Below are 15,926 nucleotides of genomic sequence, written 5' to 3'. Positions count from 1 at the left end.
AATAATGACGCGGGCCCGGGGCCCGCGTCATCGAAAACTCAGTCCTGCAATGTCGGCAAGATCAGCGCGGTCCGCGCGGACCTGCACCTGCACCAGCTCCTGGGCCGCCGCGGCCGCCACGATCACCACCGGGACCTGCGCCGAACACCGGCTTCGGCTTCATCGGCAGCAGGCCTTCGCGCTGCAGCTTCTTGCGGGCCAGCTTGCGCGCGCGGCGCACGGCTTCGGCCTTTTCGCGGGCCTTCTTCTCGGAGGGCTTTTCGTAATGGCCGCGGAGCTTCATCTCGCGGAAAATGCCCTCGCGCTGCATCTTCTTCTTCAGCGCCTTGAGGGCTTGGTCGACATTGTTATCGCGAACGAGAACCTGCACGCGGCATCCTCTTCAGTGGATCGGATTTGAATTCTGGTAAGTCTAAGGGGATGGCTAAACGCCCGGCCCTTAACCTTGAGGGCGCGGATGTATCAGACAAAACCCGGTATGTCCACCTGCCAAGCGGGATTTCGGGCCAAGTTCAGCCACTAAATGCGGCGAAAATGCTCCATGCGGCTCCCGATTTGGGTGATTTGGCGCTGAGAGGGGCCGCAGCGGACATTGTTCCGGAATCTTTGAAATCAGGGGAGACGCCACATGGACATGAAGAAATACGCGGCCGAGGCCATCGGCACATTCTGGCTCACATTCGCAGGCTGCGGCAGTGCGGTGATCGCAGCCGGTTTTCCGCAGGTCGGTATCGGTCTGGTCGGCGTGTCCCTGGCCTTCGGGTTGAGCGTCGTCACGATGGCCTATGCGATCGGCCACATCTCGGGCTGCCATCTCAATCCGGCCGTCACGGTCGGCCTGGCCGCCGGCGGGCGCTTCCCGGCTGGCCAGATACTGCCTTACGTGATTGCGCAGGTCTGCGGCGCGATCGTCGCTGCCGAACTGCTCTATGTGATCGCCAGCGGCGCTCCCGGATTCGACCTCGCCAAGGGCTTTGCTTCCAACGGCTATGACGCGCATTCGCCCGGCCAGTACAGCCTGGTCGTCTGCTTCGTTACCGAAGTGGTGATGACCATGATGTTCCTGTTCGTCATCATGGGCGCCACCCATGGCCGTGCACCCGCGGGTTTCGCACCGCTTGCGATCGGACTTGCGCTGGTGATGATTCATCTCGTCAGCATCCCCGTCACCAATACGTCGGTGAACCCGGCGCGCAGCACCGGCCCCGCGTTGTTCGTTGGCGGTTGGGCGCTGTCGCAACTCTGGCTGTTCTGGGTCGCGCCGCTGATCGGCGGCGCCCTGGGCGGGGTGATCTATCGTTGGCTCAGCGAGGAGCCCACTGGCATCGTCGCGGGCGTGAAGACGGCTTGATGGCGAAGGGGATCGCGGGCGCGGCCCGCGGTCCCCTCACTTGCCCTTCGAAGGGTGGACTTCGGTGACGTGGCCCATCTTGCGGCCGGGGCGCGGCGCGCCCTTGCCGTAGATGTGGACGGTCGCGCCCGGCACGCTCAGCCATCTCTCGTAATCGTTGATCTCGTCGCCGATCAGATTGGTCATGGTGACAACCTCACCGTGGCGCACGGGCTTGCCGAGCGGCCAGCCGGCAATGGCGCGGATGTGCTGCTCGAACTGGGAGACGGACGCGCCGTCGAGCGTCCAGTGTCCGGAATTGTGCACGCGCGGGGCGATCTCGTTGACCAGCACCTTTGGTCCAGAGCCATTGGCGAGCACGAACATCTCCACCGCCAGCACGCCGACATAGTCGAGCGCGGTCGCGATCTTGCCAGCGATGCTGCGCGCCTCTTCGGCCAGCGCGTCCGAAATCGGCGCAGGCGCGCGGGAAATCTTCAGAATGTGGTCGCGATGCTCGTTCTCGGTGACGTCGAAGCATTCGACCTGGCCCGCCGCCGAGCGCGCGGCGATCACGGAGATCTCGCGCTCGAACGGCACGAAGGCTTCCAGGATCGCCGATTTGGTGGCGAGGCTGGTCCAGACCTTGGCGATGTCGTCGCCCTCGCGGATGATAGCCTGGCCCTTGCCGTCATAGCCGAAGCGGCGGGTCTTCAGCACGGCTGGCAGGCCGATCTTGGCGATCGCCTCGCGCAATGACGCGACCGAGGTGACATTGGCATAAGCCGCGGTACGGATGCTGAGCCGGGTGACAAAATCCTTCTCGGCGAGCCGGTCTTGGGTGGTCTCGAGGATCCTGCGGTTGGGCAACACCGGGCGGCGCGCGTCCAGCACCATGGCGGCTGCGGCCGGCACGTTCTCGAATTCATAGGTGATGACGTCGACGTCGTGGGCGAACAGTTCGAGCGCCTCGACATCGGCATATTCGGCGCAGGTTGCGTTCAGCACGACGTCGAAGGCCGGCGAATCCGGATCGGGCGAGAACACCTGGCAGCGCAGGCCGAGCCGTGCCGCGGCCATCGCCAGCATCCGACCGAGTTGTCCGCCGCCGAGGATTCCGATGGTGTCGCCGGGCTTCAGCTTCACCTGCTTTGCGTCAGTCACGCCTTGTCCTCCGGGCGCTCGGCAACCGCATCAGTCTGTGCCTTGCGCCAGGCGGCCAGGCGATCGGACAGGGCCGGATCGGACAGCGCCAGCACAGACGCCGCGAGCAGCGCGGCGTTGATCGCGCCGGCCTTGCCGATCGCGAGCGTGCCGACCGGAATGCCGGCGGGCATCTGGACGATCGAATAGAGCGAATCGATGCCCTTCAGCGTCCTCGATTCGACGGGCACGCCGAACACCGGCAGTTCCGTCAGAGCCGCGGTCATACCGGGCAAATGCGCGGCGCCGCCGGCGCCGGCAATAATGAGCTTGAAACCGGCCGCCTTGGCGCCCTTGGCGAAGGCAAACAGCCGATCGGGGGTGCGGTGGGCCGAAACGACGCGGGTGTCGCAGGCAACGCCGAGCGCGGCGAGCGTGTCGGCGGCGTGCCGCATCGTCTCCCAGTCCGACTGGCTTCCCATGATGATGGCGATCGGCGCGGTCATGACGTCAATTGTGCTCGGAAAACAGAAAGATAGGCCAGATTAACGGTTCCGGCCGGTGGCTCGCAAGGCGGTGGCAAGGAGAAGGGAATGCACTATCCTGTCTTGGTGAATCCCCGCAAGCCTTCATTGAGCAGGATGCCCATGAAGAAACCAAAAAGGGCGACCGCTGCGAAGGCCAAAAAGGCCCGAAAAACCAGTGGGCGCCGAACGAAAACTGCACCCAAGCGGTCCAAGGCTGCGGGGTCCAAGGCTGCGGGGTCCAAGGCTGCGGGGTCCAACGCTGGGTCCAACGCTGGGTCCAAGGCTGCGGCGCCGCGCCGCGCGTCCGCCGCCGGCGGCGCCAAGGAAACCAACAAGGAAACCAGCAAGGCGGCCATTCGTGGCCTGCGGACCAAGCTCACGCAGGCGCTGCGGCGCGTCGCCGAACTCGAGGCGGCGGCTGACACCGATTTCCTGCTCGATATACCCAACCGGCGCGGTTTCGAGCGCGAGCTCCATCGCGCGATCGCCTACATGAAGCGCTACCGCGCCAGCGGCGCGCTGATCGTGCTCGACGTCGACCGGCTGAAGCCGATCAACGATTCTTTCGGCCATGCTGCCGGCGACGAGGTGCTGAAGGCGATTGCCGCAACGCTGACGCGGCAGATCCGCGCCTCCGACGTGGTCGGCCGTCTCGGCGGCGACGAGTTCGCGCTGCTGTTGTGGAATCTCAGCGAGACCGATGCCAAGGCAAAGGCCCTCATCTTCGAGCAGGCGGTGGACGAATTGTCCTTCGTCTTTCGCGGCCAGCACGTGACGGCGGGCGCCTCCGCCGGTGTCGCGCTGCTTGGTGCACAGTCCGATGCCGCCCGCGCGCTGGAGGAGGCCGATGCCGCCATGTATGTGCGCAAGGCGCACCGGCGGCACGAGCCTCGGATCAGGTTCGTGAGCAATTAGAGCATGATCCGGAAAAGTGTGCAGCGGCTTTCCGAAAAAGATCATGCTCAAACAATAATGCTTTACAGCGTGGCCAGATCTTCCGGCACATTGCCGAATTTGCGCAGCAGCGTGGCATCACCGAATTCGCCGGTCATGGGATCGCCGCTGCGGCTGAACGCGACCGCGCCGATATGGCCGGCGCCGTGCGCCAGGGCTTCGGCGCGCCGCAACGCGGCCGTCGAACTCTGGCATTCCTCGGCCGCGCCCGCGACAGGCGATCCGTCCGCATCGATCAGAAAAGGCATTGCAACGTAATACGTGACGTCAGACATGGCGTTGCTCCAGTGATGAATTTATGCGGCGCTGCTTTTGCTCCGCGCCCTGCTGCGCGAGGTCTCCGGAACGCAGCCGGCCGAAATGGCCGCCTGCAATTCTTCCAACTCGGCTTCCAGATATTCGTTGGCCATGATCAGCGCCTTGATCGTGCTGCGCAGATTGCCGTCGCACATCGCGATCGCCTGATCGCAGGCCTGTTCATAATGGCTGTTGTCGAGAAGGGCGGGGACTGACATCTGCGTTGTCATTGGCGTGCTGTCCTTGGGCGTTTTCCGGGGCATCGGGGGTGAGATTAATGTTCCTCTTTTGTTCTTTTGAGTCAAGCAGATTCCGACGCGGCAATCCGCGACCGCTCACGGATCAGGCGATGATATCCGGCGTGATCTGGTCTTCGATGAAGGCGATACGGTCGCGCAACAACAGCTTGCGTTTCTTCAACCGCTGTAACCGCAATAGGTCGGGGGCGGGCGATTGATGCAGTGCATCGATCGCCGCATCGAGATCTCGGTGTTCCTGCTGCAACCGGGTGAGCTCGGATTCGAGCTCACGCTCGTCTTCATTGGTCATGTCTGCGGTGGCCGAAAACCCATAGGCTTAAGATTAAGGCTGTGGATGCCCTGTGGAAATTATCGTCCTTGCGCGGCGTGATCGCAAGCGATCTGCGGCCTTCGCTTACCGCTCCCTCGCAAGATATTTCAACGATTCGCAGCAGTGTCGTGCAAGCGCATTGATATCATGGATTTTTCACCGCGTGGTTCCTTACTCACGCTTCGTTACATATGAATTCTCAAAAATGACACTGCGACGACGGATACCCATCGACAGAACGAATCGGTGATGTACACTTCCTCGTCCGGATCGAATCCAAGGTTCACCCCTACCGAGGAGGTTTCGAATGACAATTCAGGCACATCTGGTTGAATTGGAACGGAAGCATAAAACTCTCGAAAACGAATTGCACGAAGCTCTCGTGCACCTTTCAACAGACGACCTGCAAATTGTTGAGTTGAAGCGCCGGAAGTTGCTGGTCAAGGACCAGATCGAGCGTCTGAGGCACGGTAACACGCTCCACTAGTACCCCCCGTAACACCGTAGAGTTGATCGTACCCTTTCACGCAGGGATGAGGGCTGTCGCGCTCGTCCCTGCGGCAAGGTGTGCACTGCGCATGCATATTTGCGCGGTGCCTAGAGCCCTGAGAGCTCGGCGACGTGGTCCGCGATCGCGAGCGACGACGTCAGTCCCGGCGATTCGATGCCGAACAGATTGATCAGGCCTGCGACGCCATGGTCGCGCGGACCCTGCATCAGAAAATCCTGCGTGGCCACGGCCGGCGGCACGATCTTCGGGCGGATGCCCGAATAGCTCGGCATCAGCGCGCCATCCGGCAGCGTCGGCCAGTATTTGCGGATCGCCGGATAGAAGCGCTCGGCGCGCGACGGGTCGACCTCATAGTCGATCGTCTCGATCCATTCGACGTCGGGGCCGAAACGCGCCTGTCCTGCCATGTCCAGCGTCAGATGCACGCCGAGCCCGCCGGGCTCGGGCACCGGATAGATCAGGTGCGAGAACGGCGCGGGCGCATTGCAGCTGAAATAGTTTCCCTTGGCGAGATAGGCCGGCGGAATCCGGTCGATCGGCATGCCGTCGATGTGGCGGGCCACGGTCGTCGCCGAGAGCCCGGCAGCGTTGACGAGAAGGCCGCATTGCAGCGTCATCGGCGCTTCGCCGCCGGCTTCGATCTCGATCATTCCGGCGTCCGCCTTGGCGCGGATCAGCGGCGTGTGAAACGCAAAGGCCGCGCCGGCTTCCTCGGCCTCGCCGCGCAGCGAGAGCATGTAGGCATGGCTGTCGATGATGCCGGTCGACGGCGAGAGCAGCGCGGCGTCGCAGGCCAACGCCGGTTCCAGTGCGCGCGCGGCCTCGCCCGAGAGCAACTGCATGTCGAGCACGCCGTTGGCCTCGGCATGCGCCTTGATCGATTGCAGCTTCTCGGTTTCCTTGGCATTGGTGGCGACGATCAACTTGCCGCAGTTCTTGTGCGGGATGCTGCGCTCGCCGCAATAGCGGTACAGTGCATGCTTGCCGCTGACGCACATGCGCGCCATCCAGCTTCCCGCGCGATAGTAGATCCCGGCATGGATCACCTCGCTGTTGCGTGAGGAGGTGACGGTGCCGATGGCCTCGGCTTCCTCGAGCACGATGACCTCGCGCCCCGCCTGTGCGAGCTTCCGGGCCACCGCGAGCCCGACCACGCCGGCTCCGATGACGACGCAGTCGACCCTATCCATGGTTGCGCAGAAGTCCCGCTGAAGGTGCCGATGGCGCCGGTTTGCCTGGGAAACCGGTCGTGCAGCCGTTTTCCGTTAAGGAAGCATTTATCATGTCAGGGCAATTGCCGTATTTCACGTCACATTTTTCTGTTGAGCGTACAGGCGTTTACCCGATCCAAACCCGTGAAGCCAGACAATCCGCAGTTGAAATCGCGGGTGGCTGATGGCTGAGAAGAACTGGCACGCGGGCAGCACCATTCTGATTGCTGTGCAGGTCGTGTGCCTGGCAGGAGCGATCACGCCTGCGCGCGCCGAATCATCGGCTCTGTCGGCCTATCTCGACGGGCTCGAACCCAGCCTGGTCTGGGAGGCCGTGATCTGCGGCGCTGCCTTTTGCGGTCTGCTGACGGCCACCGCCCTGTGGATCAATTCCGCATTGCATCGCGCCAGGCGGTCGCAGCTGCGTCGCAACGCCTTCGTCTCCTCCGCCATGAACAATCTCAACCAGGGCGTGGTGATGACGGATGCGCAGCGCCGCATCATCTTCTGCAACGACCGCTATCTCGAGATCTATGGCCTGGCGCGGTCGGACCTCTGGGCCGACATGACCGGCTACGACATCCTCGAACTGCGGCGGCAGCGCGGGGTCCTCGGCGTCACCGACGACGAGTTCTACGAGAAGGCGGCAAGCACGAACGGCCTGATCACCGAGCTGCCTGATGGCCGCGCCATCCTGGTGAAATATTTCAAGCTGCCGAACGGCGGCTCGGTGGCGACGCATCTCGACGTCAGCGAGCAGCGCATGCTGTCGCGGCAACTCGCCTCCACGAAACAGTTTCTGGAAAGCGTGCTGGACAACGTGCCGGCCTGCGTCGCTGCGAAGAGCATCGAGGACGGCCGCTATATCTTCGCCAACAGTGCCTATGAGCGGTTCTGGGGCTTTTCGCCGGACCAGGCCGTGGGCAAATGCGCGCGCGAGCTGTTTGAGCCGAACTCGGCGGCCAGCATCGAGGCGACCGACCGGGCGGCGCTGGTGGCACCCGACGGCCAGTACCGCAACGAATTCGAGATCGAGCGCGGCTCGGAGCGCCGCATGGTCGCCTCGATCCGCATCGTGGTCCGCAACGAGAGCAACAAGCCGGAATTCCTGCTGCTCGTGTTCGAGGATATCACCGACCGGCGTTCGCTGTCGCAGGAGCTGGAGAGCACCAAGAAGTTCCTCGAGCTCGTGGTCGACAACATCCCGGTGGCTCTGATCGTGGAGCAGGTCAAGGATGGCCGCTACCTGCTCGCCAATCGTAGCGCGGAGACGATCCTCAACCGCAAGCGCGAGGAAGCCACCGGCCTGACGGCGTCGGACATCTTCAATGCCAAGGAAGCCAAGTTGATCATCGCGCGCGACGAGGCCGCGATCAAGAAGCGCGGGATGATCACCGAGGAGCATCCGATCTCCACCAAGGACGGCCTGCGCCTGTTCCTGACCCGGCGTGCCACCGTGCTCAACGACGCCGGCGAGCCGCAATATCTGATCAAGACCCACGAGGACGTCACCAACCGTCGGCAGACCGAGTCGCGCATGGCGCACATGGCCTATCATGACGGCCTCACCGACCTGCCGAACCGCGCCGCCTTCCTTCAGGCGTTGACCCAGATGATCGAGGCCTGCGAAGGAACCGACGAGGAATTCGCGGTTCTTTGCGTCGATCTCGACGGCCTCAAGGAAGTCAACGACGTGTTCGGCCACGCGCTTGGCGACAAGCTGCTGATCGAGGTGGCCCAGCGGTTCCAGGACACGGCACGCGGTGGCCTGGTGGCGCGCCTCTCCGGCGACGAATTCGGCCTGATCATCGACGGCAAGCAGCCCGATGCGGGCCTCGCGCTGGCGCATAAGCTTGGTGAGGCGCTTGCGCCGGAATTCCACATCGACGGCCGCGCGGTCCGCGCCGGCATCACCACCGGCATGTCGATCTTCCCGCACAACGGCCCCGACGGAGCCTCGCTGCTCGCCAATGCCGGCGCTGCGCTGTTTCGCGCCAAGCAGAAGTCGCGCGGCACGATCAGCCTCTACCAGCCCGAGATGGACCAGCAGATCCGCGACCGCCGCGTGCTGCACCAGGACCTGTCGATGGCGATCAAGAACGGCGAACTGTCGCTTGCCTTCCAGCCGCAGGGGATCGCGCGCAACAGCGTCGCCGAGAGCGAGATCATCGGTTTCGAGGCCTTGGCGCGCTGGCAGCATCCGGTGCGCGGCCAGGTCTCGCCGGCCGAATTCATCCCGATTGCGGAGGAAAGCGGCCTGATCGTCGAGATGGGCGAATGGATCTTGCGCCAGGCCTGCCGTGAGGCGGCGTCATGGCCGAAGCCGCTCCAGGTCGCCGTCAATCTGTCGCCGGCGCAGTTCATGCACGGCGATGTGGTCGGGCACGTCCATTCGATCCTGATCGAGACCGGGCTCGCGCCCGGGCGGCTCGAGCTCGAAATCACCGAGGGCGTGCTGATCGAGGACTTTGATCGCGGCTTGGCGCTGCTGCGCCGCCTGAAAGCCCTCGGGGTGCGCATCTCGATGGACGATTTCGGCAGCGGCTATTCCTCGCTGAGCTATCTTCAGGCGTTCCCGTTCGACAAGATCAAGATCGACCGCGCCTTTATCATGAACCTCGGCCGCAACCCGCAATCGGCAGCAATCGTGCGCGCCGTGATCGACCTCGGCCACGGCCTCGGAATGTCGATCATTGCCGAGGGCGTCGAGACAATCGACCAGCTCGCCTTCCTCGCCAAGGAGGGCTGCGACGGTGTTCAGGGCTATCTGCTCGGCAAGCCGCTGCCGATCGGGCAATATGCCGGCCTCGTCGGCCGCGCCGAGGCCATGGAGCTTGCACTCAAGACCGGCTAGTGGTGTTGGGCACTTACCTCGCTCCCACTCGACGGCTTCATGGCGGATTACGACCTCGCGATCATCGGCGGCGGCCTGAACGGCGTCAGCCTCGCCCGCGATGCCGCCGGCCGCGGCCTGCGGGTGATCCTGATTGAGCAGGGCGATCTCGGCAACGCCGCGTCGTCGGCGACACCGCGGTTGATCCATGGCGACCTTTCGGTGCTGGAGCGGCGCGGCTTCTGGCGGGTGCGTCGGGCGCTCGCCGAGCGGGCGACCTGGCTCCGGATCGCGCCGCATCTGGTGCGGCCGATGAGCTTCGTGATCCCCGCCCATTCCGACGAGCGTCCGCCATGGCTGTTGCGCACCGGCCTGTATGTTTATGACGCGCTCACGAACCGCGGCGGGCTGCCGCGATCGACCACGCTCGACATCACGCACCATCCGGTCGGCAACGCGCTGAAGCGCCCGTTTGGCATCGCCTTCGAATATGCCGACTGCGTCGTCGACGATTCGCGCCTGGTGGTGCTCACGGCACTGGATGCCGCCGAGCGTGGCGCCGCGATCCGGACCGGGGCACGTTGCGTGCGTGCCGACAGGACCGACGTCTGGCGGCTCGCGCTGATCGACCGCGGCCATCGCCGGGTGATCACGGCGCGGGCGCTCGCCAATTGCACCGGCGGCTGGACGTCGATGGTCGCGGAGACCGTGTTGCGGCAGCCGCAACCGGCAATGGCGGCCGTGCAGATGAGCCAGATCGTCGTGCCCAGGCTGTTCGAGTCCGACAACGTTTACGTCTTTCAGAACAATGACGGCCGGCTGATTTTTGCCGCTCCGTTCGAGCGCGATTTCACGCTGGTCGGCACGGTCACGCACGATTTCACCGGCGATCCCGCCATCGTCGCGATGCCGGGTGCCGATGTCAGCTATCTCTGCGAAGCCGCCAGCCGCTATTTTCGCGAGCGCATTGCTCCGACCGACGTGGTGCGCACGGTCTCCGGCGTCAATTTGACGCCCGCGTCCGCGCGACGACGCGACGGGACGACCTTATTCCACGCACGGCGGCGCAAGGCGCCATTGCTCACGATGTTCGGCGGCGACGTCACCACCTCGCGGCTGCGTGCGGAGCGGGCGGTGACCCGGCTGACGCCGTTCTATCCGATGACGCCGCGTTGGACCGCCGGCGCCGCGCTGCCCGGCGGAGATTTCGCCTGGGATCGGTTCGAGAACGAAGTCGACCTCGCGCGCGACCGCTGGCGCTTCCTCGGGGAGCCGCAGGCCCGGCGCCTGGTTGCGGCCTATGGCTCACGATTGTCGGCCGTGCTGGGCGAGGCGAAGACACGCGATGAGCTCGGCCCTGCCTTTGGTCCCGACCTGACCGGCGCCGAAGTGCGCTATCTCATGACCTGCGAATGGGCGCGTTTCCCCGACGATATCCTGTGGCGCCGCTCCAAGCTCGGCCTGACCATGCCGGCGGCGGACCGTGACGCGCTGGCTGTGTTCATGGCGTAGCCCGGATGGAGCGAAGCGCAATCCGGGAAAGTCTCACCGCCGATGCGCTGCCCCGGATTACGCTTCGCTCCATCCGGGCTACAGGACTGTAGTGGAAGTTACGGCCGAACCGGTTGAGCGAAGGACGATCCGCCGCTAGCGTGCGGCGGCATCGGGGTTGGCAGGGACCATGACTGACGAGTTGCCCAGAACGGAAGCCGCGGTGAATGCGGCTGGGGATGTGCATCCGACCGCGGGCCAGCCGCTGCTGCGCATCGAGGGCGTCGCCAAGACGTTCGGCTCGTTCCGCGCGGTCGATGGCGTGTCGCTCGACATCAAGGCCGGTGAATTCTTTGCGCTGCTGGGTCCGAGCGGGTGCGGCAAGACCACGCTGTTGCGCATGCTTGCCGGATTCGAGTCCCCGGACGAGGGCCGCATCCTGCTCGGCGGCAAGGATATCGCGCAGGCGCTGCCACATGAGCGTCCGATCAACATGATGTTCCAGAACTACGCGCTGTTTCCGCATCTCTCGGTGCGCGACAACATCGCCTTCGGCCTCAAGCGCGCCGGCATGGCACGCGCCGAAATCGCAACGCGCGTCGCGGAGATGGTCGCGCTGGTGAAGCTCGATGGGCTGGAGAAGCGCAAGCCCGACCAGCTGTCCGGCGGTCAGCGCCAGCGCGTCGCGCTCACCCGCGCGCTGGCGCGTCGGCCGCAATTGTTGCTGCTCGACGAGCCGCTCGCGGCACTCGACAAGAAGCTGCGCGAAAACACGCAAGGCGAGCTGATGGAGCTGCAGCGCCGACTCGGCATGACCTTCGTCGTCGTCACCCACGACCAGGAAGAGGCGATGACGATGGCGAGCCGGATCGGCGTGATGAACGCCGGCAAGCTCGCCCAGGTCGCGAGCCCTCGCGAGCTCTACGAGGCACCGCGCTCGCGCTGGATCGCGGAGTTCGTCGGCGACATCAATCTGTTCGACGCCGAGTCCAAATTGCGCGACGGTCATCGTCTGGTCATAGGCACGCGTGATGCCGGTACGCTGGTGGTGGCCGAGCCGCGCGAGCCGGTCGGTGAGGCAAAATTTTCGGTCGCGATCCGCCCCGAGAAAATCAAGCTGTCGCGCCGCGGCCCGGTGAGCGAGGCCGGTCATGAAACCGCGGTCAATCGGCTGGACGGCGTGATCGCCGACATCTGCTATCTTGGCGGTACCACCACCTACAAGGTGAAGCTCGATACCGGCGGCGTGGTGCAGGCCTCGGTGGCGAATAATGCGCGGCTCGACGTCGACGCCTACAGCATGAACCAGCAAATCGTCGCCTGGTTCACGCCCGACGATTGCGTGGTGCTGCCGTCATGAGCGCGCGCCGGATTTTTGCCAGACCGGCGCGCATCGCCGCGATCGCGCCCTATGTCTGGATGGTGCTGTTCTTCCTGGTGCCGTTCGGCTTCGTGCTGAAGATCAGTCTGTCGCAGACGGCGATCGCGCAGCCGCCTTACGAGCCGGTGTTCGACCTGACGGCGGGGTGGACGGCAATCCGGGCGGCCTTTGCCGCACTGTCGCTCGACAATTTCAAGCTGATCGCCTCCGACGACCTCTATGTGTTCGCATACCTGCGCAGCCTGACCGTTGCGATGACGGCGACCGCATTGCTGCTGCTGATCGGCTATCCCATCGCCTATGGCATGGCGCGGCTGCCGAAGCGCTGGCAGGCAGTGGCAATGGTGCTGGTGATCGTGCCGTTCTGGACCTCGTTCCTGATCCGCATCTATGCCTGGATCAACATCCTCCAGCACGACGGCCTGCTCAATCGGATCCTGCTGGCGCTGCACCTGGTCAGCCAGCCGGTGGTGTGGCTCTCCACCGACACCGCAATGTATATCGGCATCGTCTATTCCTATCTGCCGTTCATGATCCTGCCGCTCTACGCCACGCTCGCCAAGATGGAGCCGGCGCTGGAGGAGGCGGCCTCCGATCTCGGCGCGCCGCCGTGGCAGGTGTTCTGGCTGGTCACTTTCCCGCTGTCGCTGCCCGGCGTCGGCGCTGGCGTGCTTCTCTGCTTCATCCCCATCGTCGGCGAGTTCGTGATTCCGGATCTTCTCGCCGGCTCCGACTCGCTGATGATCGGCCAGACGTTGTGGCTCGAATTCTTCACCAACAAGGATTGGCCGGTGGCATCGAGCGCGGCAATCGTACTGCTCGTGGTGCTGCTGCTGCCGCTTCTGCTCTACGAGCGGCTCCAGCGGCGGCAGTTGGAGGAGCGGTGAGATGCGAAAAGCGTCCCGACTGTCCCGCTTCAACATCGCTTCGCTCGCGCTGGGGCTCGCCTTCCTCTATCTGCCGATCCTCATTCTCGTGATCTATTCCTTCAACGCCTCGCGGCTGGTGACGGTGTGGGGCGGCTGGTCGCTGCGCTGGTATCACGAGTTCTTCAATGATCGCGCCATGATCGAGGCGTCCTGGATGAGCTTGCGGGTCGCGGTCACGTCAGCGACCATCGCCACGCTGATCGGCACGCTGGCCGCGGTGGCGCTGTCGCGCGGCGAGCGCTTTCGCGGTCGCACGCTGTTCTCGGGCATGCTCTATGCGCCGCTGGTGATGCCGGAGGTGATTAGCGGATTGTCGCTGCTGCTGTTGTTCGTGGCACTGAACGCCGAACGCGGCTTCTGGACGGTGACGATCGCGCATACCACGCTGACGATGTGCTTCGTCGCCGTCGTCGTGCAGTCGCGCCTCGGCTCGTTCGACCGGTCGCTGGAGGAGGCGGCGATGGACCTCGGCTGCGATCCCGTCCGCGCTTTCCTGTCCGTGACGCTGCCGCTGATCGCGCCCGCAATCGTCGCCGGGTGGATGCTCGCCTTCACGCTCTCGCTCGATGATCTCGTGATCGCGAGTTTCACAACCGGCCCCGGCTCGGCGACCCTGCCGATCCGGATCTATTCCGAGGTGCGGCTGGGGGTGAAGCCCGAGATCAATGCGATCTGCACGCTGGTGATCGGCCTGATCGCGGTGGTCATCGTCATCGCTTCGCTGGCTTCAAAGCTGTCGAGCTCGCAGGGCGAGAGCGCGGCGCCGCTGTAGAGCTGCGTAGCCCCGGATGGAACGAAGCGCAATCCGGGAATCGTGCAATAGGCGATCAGGCCCGGGATTGCGCTTCGCTCCATCCGGACTACGCTTGGACCAACTCCTGCTAGGACTTCACCGCACCTGCCGTGAGCCCGCCCACCATGTAGCGGCGGAAGGCGTAGTAGATCGCGGCCGGCGGCAGTGCGTAGATGAAGCCGGTGGTCATCAAGAGCTCCCAGGGCGAATCGTCGGCGGCGAGGAAGTTACCGAGCGCGACGGGGAGCGTGATATCGCGGTCGTTGGAGAGCAGCAGGAACGCGTAGAGATATTCGTTCCAGGCCAGCAGCACTGCATAGGTGCCGATCGCGACCAGCGAGGGCATCATCAGCGGCAGATAGACGAGCCGGAAAATCTGGGGCGTGGTGGCGCCGTCCATCACCGCGGCCTCGTCGAGCTCGACCGGTAACTTGTCGGAGGCCTGCTTCAGCACCCAGATCGCGTAGGGCGATGCGATCGTCACCATCGCCAGGATCAGCGCCCAGTGATTGTTGAGCAGTCCGTAATTACCCATGGTGCGGTACATCGGCACGGCCAGGAACGCCGCCGGTATGAAATATGTGAAGAGTGCGAGGTTCATCACGACGCGCCCACCGGGCACGCGCAATCGCGAGATCGAGAACGCCGCGGCCGTGGCGATGACCAGCGTCAATACGCCGACGGCGGCCGCAATCACCAGCGAATTCCAGAACTGGGCGTAGAAGTCGCGCAGGAAGTAGTGCTGTTGCTTGAACACGATTTCGAAATTGTGCAGCGTCGGATGGTCCGGCCACAGCTTGCCCGAGAACGCGTCCTCCTTCGGGGAGATCGCGAACAGGAACATGTGGTAGATCGGAATCATCGTCCACAGGAAGACGGGAATGCCGATCAGCAGCAATCGCGCTTCGGTCGCGACGTCGCGCCAGGAAAATTCGCCTACGCCGGGAAGCTTCATCGCGACAGCCGTTTCATCATGAAGTACACGAGCGGCAGGACGAACGGCATCGCGCAGACGATGGAGGCCATCGCGAGCGAGAGCTGGTCGAGCCGGAGGTAGCGGATGCCGAGCGTTGACAGGACGTGCGTCAGGTCGGCCGGGCCGCCGCCGGTGAGCAGGTAGACGCTGTTGAAATCGCCGAGCGTCCAGATCATCGAGAGCAGCGTGCAGGTGATGTAGAGCGTCTGCATCGACGGCCAGGTGATGTAGCGGAACTTCTGCCACCAGCTCGCACCGTCGACCTCGGAGGCCTCGAACAAATCTTGCGGGATCGCAAGGCGCCCCGTGATCAGGATCAGCGTCCAGAACGGCAGCGACTTCCAGATGTGTACGGCGATCGCCATGGTCAGCGCCACCGTCGGGTCGTTCAGCCAGTTCGGGCCGTCGGCGCCGGTGAGGTTGAAGATGATGTGGTTGACCATGCCCCATTCGGGATTGAGCATGAAGCGTACCGACAGGATGGTCGGGATCGAAGGCATCGCCCAGGGCAGGATGAAGATCACCGAAAGCCATTTGATCCAGGTGCGCTGTTGCGCGAAGAAGCCTGACAGGAACAGCGCGATCAGCATCTTGATGTTGATGCCGATGACCAGGAAGATCAGCGTGTTGACCGCGGCGCGCGCGAAGATCGGGTCGTTGTACAGCGCGACATAGTTCGCCGGGGCCCGCGCCAGCCACAGCCCGTAGCAGACGGGATAGACGACGAAGGCCAGGAAGACGAGCAGATAGGGCGCGAGCAGCACGATGCCCCAGACCTGCGCCGGGGTCAGCCGCGGCGACAAGGGTGCGCTCGGGACATCGGATGCTGAGAGTGTAATCGCCATGGTCGCCTACTCTTGGAACGAGATGCCGGCCGCCGCATCCCCGTCGTCCCGGCGAAGGCCGGGACCCATACGCCGCGGCAGTCTTTTGGAGCGCCGTTGGTCGTTGGCTTTCGCGCTACAACTCAAGCCGGGGGT

17 protein-coding genes are annotated in these 15,926 nt (G+C 64.2%); 8 read left to right on the top strand and 9 right to left on the bottom strand.

Annotation, left to right across the window (positions count from 1 at the left end):
- Positions 1–61 precede the first annotated feature (61 nt).
- The gene (gene rpsU / locus JJE66_RS03185) at positions 62–370 is read right to left on the bottom strand and encodes a 30S ribosomal protein S21 (protein ID WP_014439827.1); all 309 of its coding nucleotides are present in this window, start codon (positions 368–370) and stop codon (positions 62–64) included.
- A 258-nt stretch (positions 371–628) separates the two neighbouring features.
- Here rpsU and aqpZ point away from each other — a divergent pair, with 258 nt between their 5' ends.
- A complete protein-coding gene (aqpZ, locus tag JJE66_RS03180; RefSeq protein ID WP_200512667.1) occupies positions 629–1,351 on the top strand; it encodes an aquaporin Z in 723 nt (240 codons plus the stop codon).
- Between the two features lie 36 nt (positions 1,352–1,387).
- Here aqpZ and JJE66_RS03175 read toward each other — a convergent pair whose 3' ends face one another.
- Together JJE66_RS03175 and purE are read right to left on the bottom strand one after the other, a co-directional pair.
- Positions 1,388–2,494 carry a 5-(carboxyamino)imidazole ribonucleotide synthase gene (locus tag JJE66_RS03175; RefSeq protein ID WP_200512666.1) on the bottom strand — a complete coding sequence of 369 codons (1,107 nt, stop codon included), beginning with the start codon at positions 2,492–2,494 and terminating at the stop codon, positions 1,388–1,390.
- Positions 2,491–2,979: a 5-(carboxyamino)imidazole ribonucleotide mutase gene (purE, locus tag JJE66_RS03170; RefSeq protein WP_200512665.1), complete on the bottom strand. Its 489-nt coding sequence runs from the start codon at positions 2,977–2,979 to the stop codon at positions 2,491–2,493. The genes JJE66_RS03175 and purE overlap by 4 nt, the downstream gene beginning before the upstream one ends.
- Positions 2,980–3,120: 141 nt before the next feature.
- Here purE and JJE66_RS03165 point away from each other — a divergent pair, with 141 nt between their 5' ends.
- A complete protein-coding gene (locus tag JJE66_RS03165) occupies positions 3,121–3,915 on the top strand; it encodes a GGDEF domain-containing protein (protein WP_200512664.1) in 795 nt (264 codons plus the stop codon).
- Positions 3,916–3,977: 62 nt separating this feature from the next.
- Here JJE66_RS03165 and JJE66_RS03160 read toward each other — a convergent pair whose 3' ends face one another.
- The 3 genes from JJE66_RS03160 to JJE66_RS03150 form a co-directional block, all read right to left on the bottom strand.
- On the bottom strand, positions 3,978–4,229 hold the full coding sequence (locus tag JJE66_RS03160) for a hypothetical protein (protein WP_148753968.1): 252 nt from the start codon (positions 4,227–4,229) through the stop codon (positions 3,978–3,980).
- A gap of 21 nt (positions 4,230–4,250) precedes the next feature.
- Positions 4,251–4,469: a hypothetical protein gene (locus JJE66_RS03155; RefSeq protein ID WP_200515254.1), complete on the bottom strand. Its 219-nt coding sequence runs from the start codon at positions 4,467–4,469 to the stop codon at positions 4,251–4,253.
- Positions 4,470–4,593: 124 nt separating this feature from the next.
- The gene (locus tag JJE66_RS03150) at positions 4,594–4,800 is read right to left on the bottom strand and encodes a YdcH family protein (protein ID WP_008131174.1); all 207 of its coding nucleotides are present in this window, start codon (positions 4,798–4,800) and stop codon (positions 4,594–4,596) included.
- A gap of 328 nt (positions 4,801–5,128) precedes the next feature.
- Between JJE66_RS03150 and JJE66_RS03145 the strand changes: the two genes are divergently transcribed.
- Positions 5,129–5,308: a YdcH family protein gene (locus JJE66_RS03145; protein WP_200512663.1), complete on the top strand. Its 180-nt coding sequence runs from the start codon at positions 5,129–5,131 to the stop codon at positions 5,306–5,308.
- Between the two features lie 110 nt (positions 5,309–5,418).
- On the opposite strand, the gene JJE66_RS03140 is transcribed toward JJE66_RS03145, so the two are convergent.
- Entirely contained in the window at positions 5,419–6,522 is a 1,104-nt protein-coding gene (locus JJE66_RS03140) for an NAD(P)/FAD-dependent oxidoreductase (RefSeq protein WP_200512662.1), read from the bottom strand.
- Between the two features lie 205 nt (positions 6,523–6,727).
- Between JJE66_RS03140 and JJE66_RS03135 the strand changes: the two genes are divergently transcribed.
- The 5 genes from JJE66_RS03135 (at position 6,728) to JJE66_RS03115 (ending at position 13,949) form a co-directional block, all read left to right on the top strand.
- Positions 6,728–9,397, top strand: a complete 2,670-nt coding sequence (locus JJE66_RS03135; RefSeq protein WP_200512661.1) for an EAL domain-containing protein — start codon at positions 6,728–6,730, stop codon at positions 9,395–9,397.
- A gap of 39 nt (positions 9,398–9,436) precedes the next feature.
- Complete coding sequence (locus JJE66_RS03130; RefSeq protein WP_200512660.1) at positions 9,437–10,888, top strand: glycerol-3-phosphate dehydrogenase; 1,452 nt, start codon at positions 9,437–9,439, stop codon at positions 10,886–10,888.
- 169 nt (positions 10,889–11,057) lie between these two features.
- Positions 11,058–12,227, top strand: coding sequence for an ABC transporter ATP-binding protein (locus tag JJE66_RS03125; protein ID WP_200512659.1), 1,170 nt, complete (start codon positions 11,058–11,060; stop codon positions 12,225–12,227).
- Positions 12,224–13,135, top strand: a complete 912-nt coding sequence (locus tag JJE66_RS03120; protein ID WP_200512658.1) for an ABC transporter permease — start codon at positions 12,224–12,226, stop codon at positions 13,133–13,135. The genes JJE66_RS03125 and JJE66_RS03120 overlap by 4 nt, the downstream gene beginning before the upstream one ends.
- A 1-nt stretch (position 13,136) precedes the next feature.
- A complete protein-coding gene (locus tag JJE66_RS03115; RefSeq protein ID WP_200512657.1) occupies positions 13,137–13,949 on the top strand; it encodes an ABC transporter permease in 813 nt (270 codons plus the stop codon).
- 109 nt (positions 13,950–14,058) lie between these two features.
- Here the strand turns inward: JJE66_RS03115 and JJE66_RS03110 are convergent, their stop codons facing one another.
- Both JJE66_RS03110 and JJE66_RS03105 read right to left on the bottom strand, forming a co-directional pair.
- Entirely contained in the window at positions 14,059–14,925 is an 867-nt protein-coding gene (locus tag JJE66_RS03110) for a carbohydrate ABC transporter permease (RefSeq protein ID WP_200512656.1), read from the bottom strand.
- Complete coding sequence (locus tag JJE66_RS03105) at positions 14,922–15,791, bottom strand: carbohydrate ABC transporter permease (protein ID WP_200512655.1); 870 nt, start codon at positions 15,789–15,791, stop codon at positions 14,922–14,924. The genes JJE66_RS03110 and JJE66_RS03105 overlap by 4 nt, the downstream gene beginning before the upstream one ends.
- Positions 15,792–15,926 lie beyond the last annotated feature (135 nt).

Origin of the sequence: Bradyrhizobium diazoefficiens (assembly GCF_016612535.1) — a bacterium.
GTDB classification, from domain to species: domain Bacteria; phylum Pseudomonadota; class Alphaproteobacteria; order Rhizobiales; family Xanthobacteraceae; genus Bradyrhizobium; species Bradyrhizobium diazoefficiens_C.
The sequence above is the reverse complement of the archived record's forward strand: the minus strand, read 5'-3'. Positions and strand labels throughout refer to the sequence as shown.

Excerpts from the sequence above, each read along its gene's own strand:
- aqpZ (WP_200512667.1), top strand. The coding sequence starts at position 629 with ATGGACATGAAGAAATACGCGGCCGAGGCCATCGGCACATTCTGGCTC.
- purE (WP_200512665.1), bottom strand. The coding sequence starts at position 2,979 with ATGACCGCGCCGATCGCCATCATCATGGGAAGCCAGTCGGACTGGGAG.
- JJE66_RS03165 (WP_200512664.1), top strand. The coding sequence starts at position 3,121 with ATGAAGAAACCAAAAAGGGCGACCGCTGCGAAGGCCAAAAAGGCCCGA.
- JJE66_RS03160 (WP_148753968.1), bottom strand. The coding sequence starts at position 4,229 with ATGTCTGACGTCACGTATTACGTTGCAATGCCTTTTCTGATCGATGCG.
- JJE66_RS03155 (WP_200515254.1), bottom strand. The coding sequence starts at position 4,469 with ATGTCAGTCCCCGCCCTTCTCGACAACAGCCATTATGAACAGGCCTGC.
- JJE66_RS03150 (WP_008131174.1), bottom strand. The coding sequence starts at position 4,800 with ATGACCAATGAAGACGAGCGTGAGCTCGAATCCGAGCTCACCCGGTTG.
- JJE66_RS03145 (WP_200512663.1), top strand. The coding sequence starts at position 5,129 with ATGACAATTCAGGCACATCTGGTTGAATTGGAACGGAAGCATAAAACT.
- JJE66_RS03140 (WP_200512662.1), bottom strand. The coding sequence starts at position 6,522 with ATGGATAGGGTCGACTGCGTCGTCATCGGAGCCGGCGTGGTCGGGCTC.
- JJE66_RS03135 (WP_200512661.1), top strand. The coding sequence starts at position 6,728 with ATGGCTGAGAAGAACTGGCACGCGGGCAGCACCATTCTGATTGCTGTG.
- JJE66_RS03130 (WP_200512660.1), top strand. The coding sequence starts at position 9,437 with ATGGCGGATTACGACCTCGCGATCATCGGCGGCGGCCTGAACGGCGTC.
- JJE66_RS03125 (WP_200512659.1), top strand. The coding sequence starts at position 11,058 with ATGACTGACGAGTTGCCCAGAACGGAAGCCGCGGTGAATGCGGCTGGG.
- JJE66_RS03120 (WP_200512658.1), top strand. The coding sequence starts at position 12,224 with ATGAGCGCGCGCCGGATTTTTGCCAGACCGGCGCGCATCGCCGCGATC.
- JJE66_RS03115 (WP_200512657.1), top strand. The coding sequence starts at position 13,137 with ATGCGAAAAGCGTCCCGACTGTCCCGCTTCAACATCGCTTCGCTCGCG.
- JJE66_RS03110 (WP_200512656.1), bottom strand. The coding sequence starts at position 14,925 with ATGAAGCTTCCCGGCGTAGGCGAATTTTCCTGGCGCGACGTCGCGACC.
- JJE66_RS03105 (WP_200512655.1), bottom strand. The coding sequence starts at position 15,791 with ATGGCGATTACACTCTCAGCATCCGATGTCCCGAGCGCACCCTTGTCG.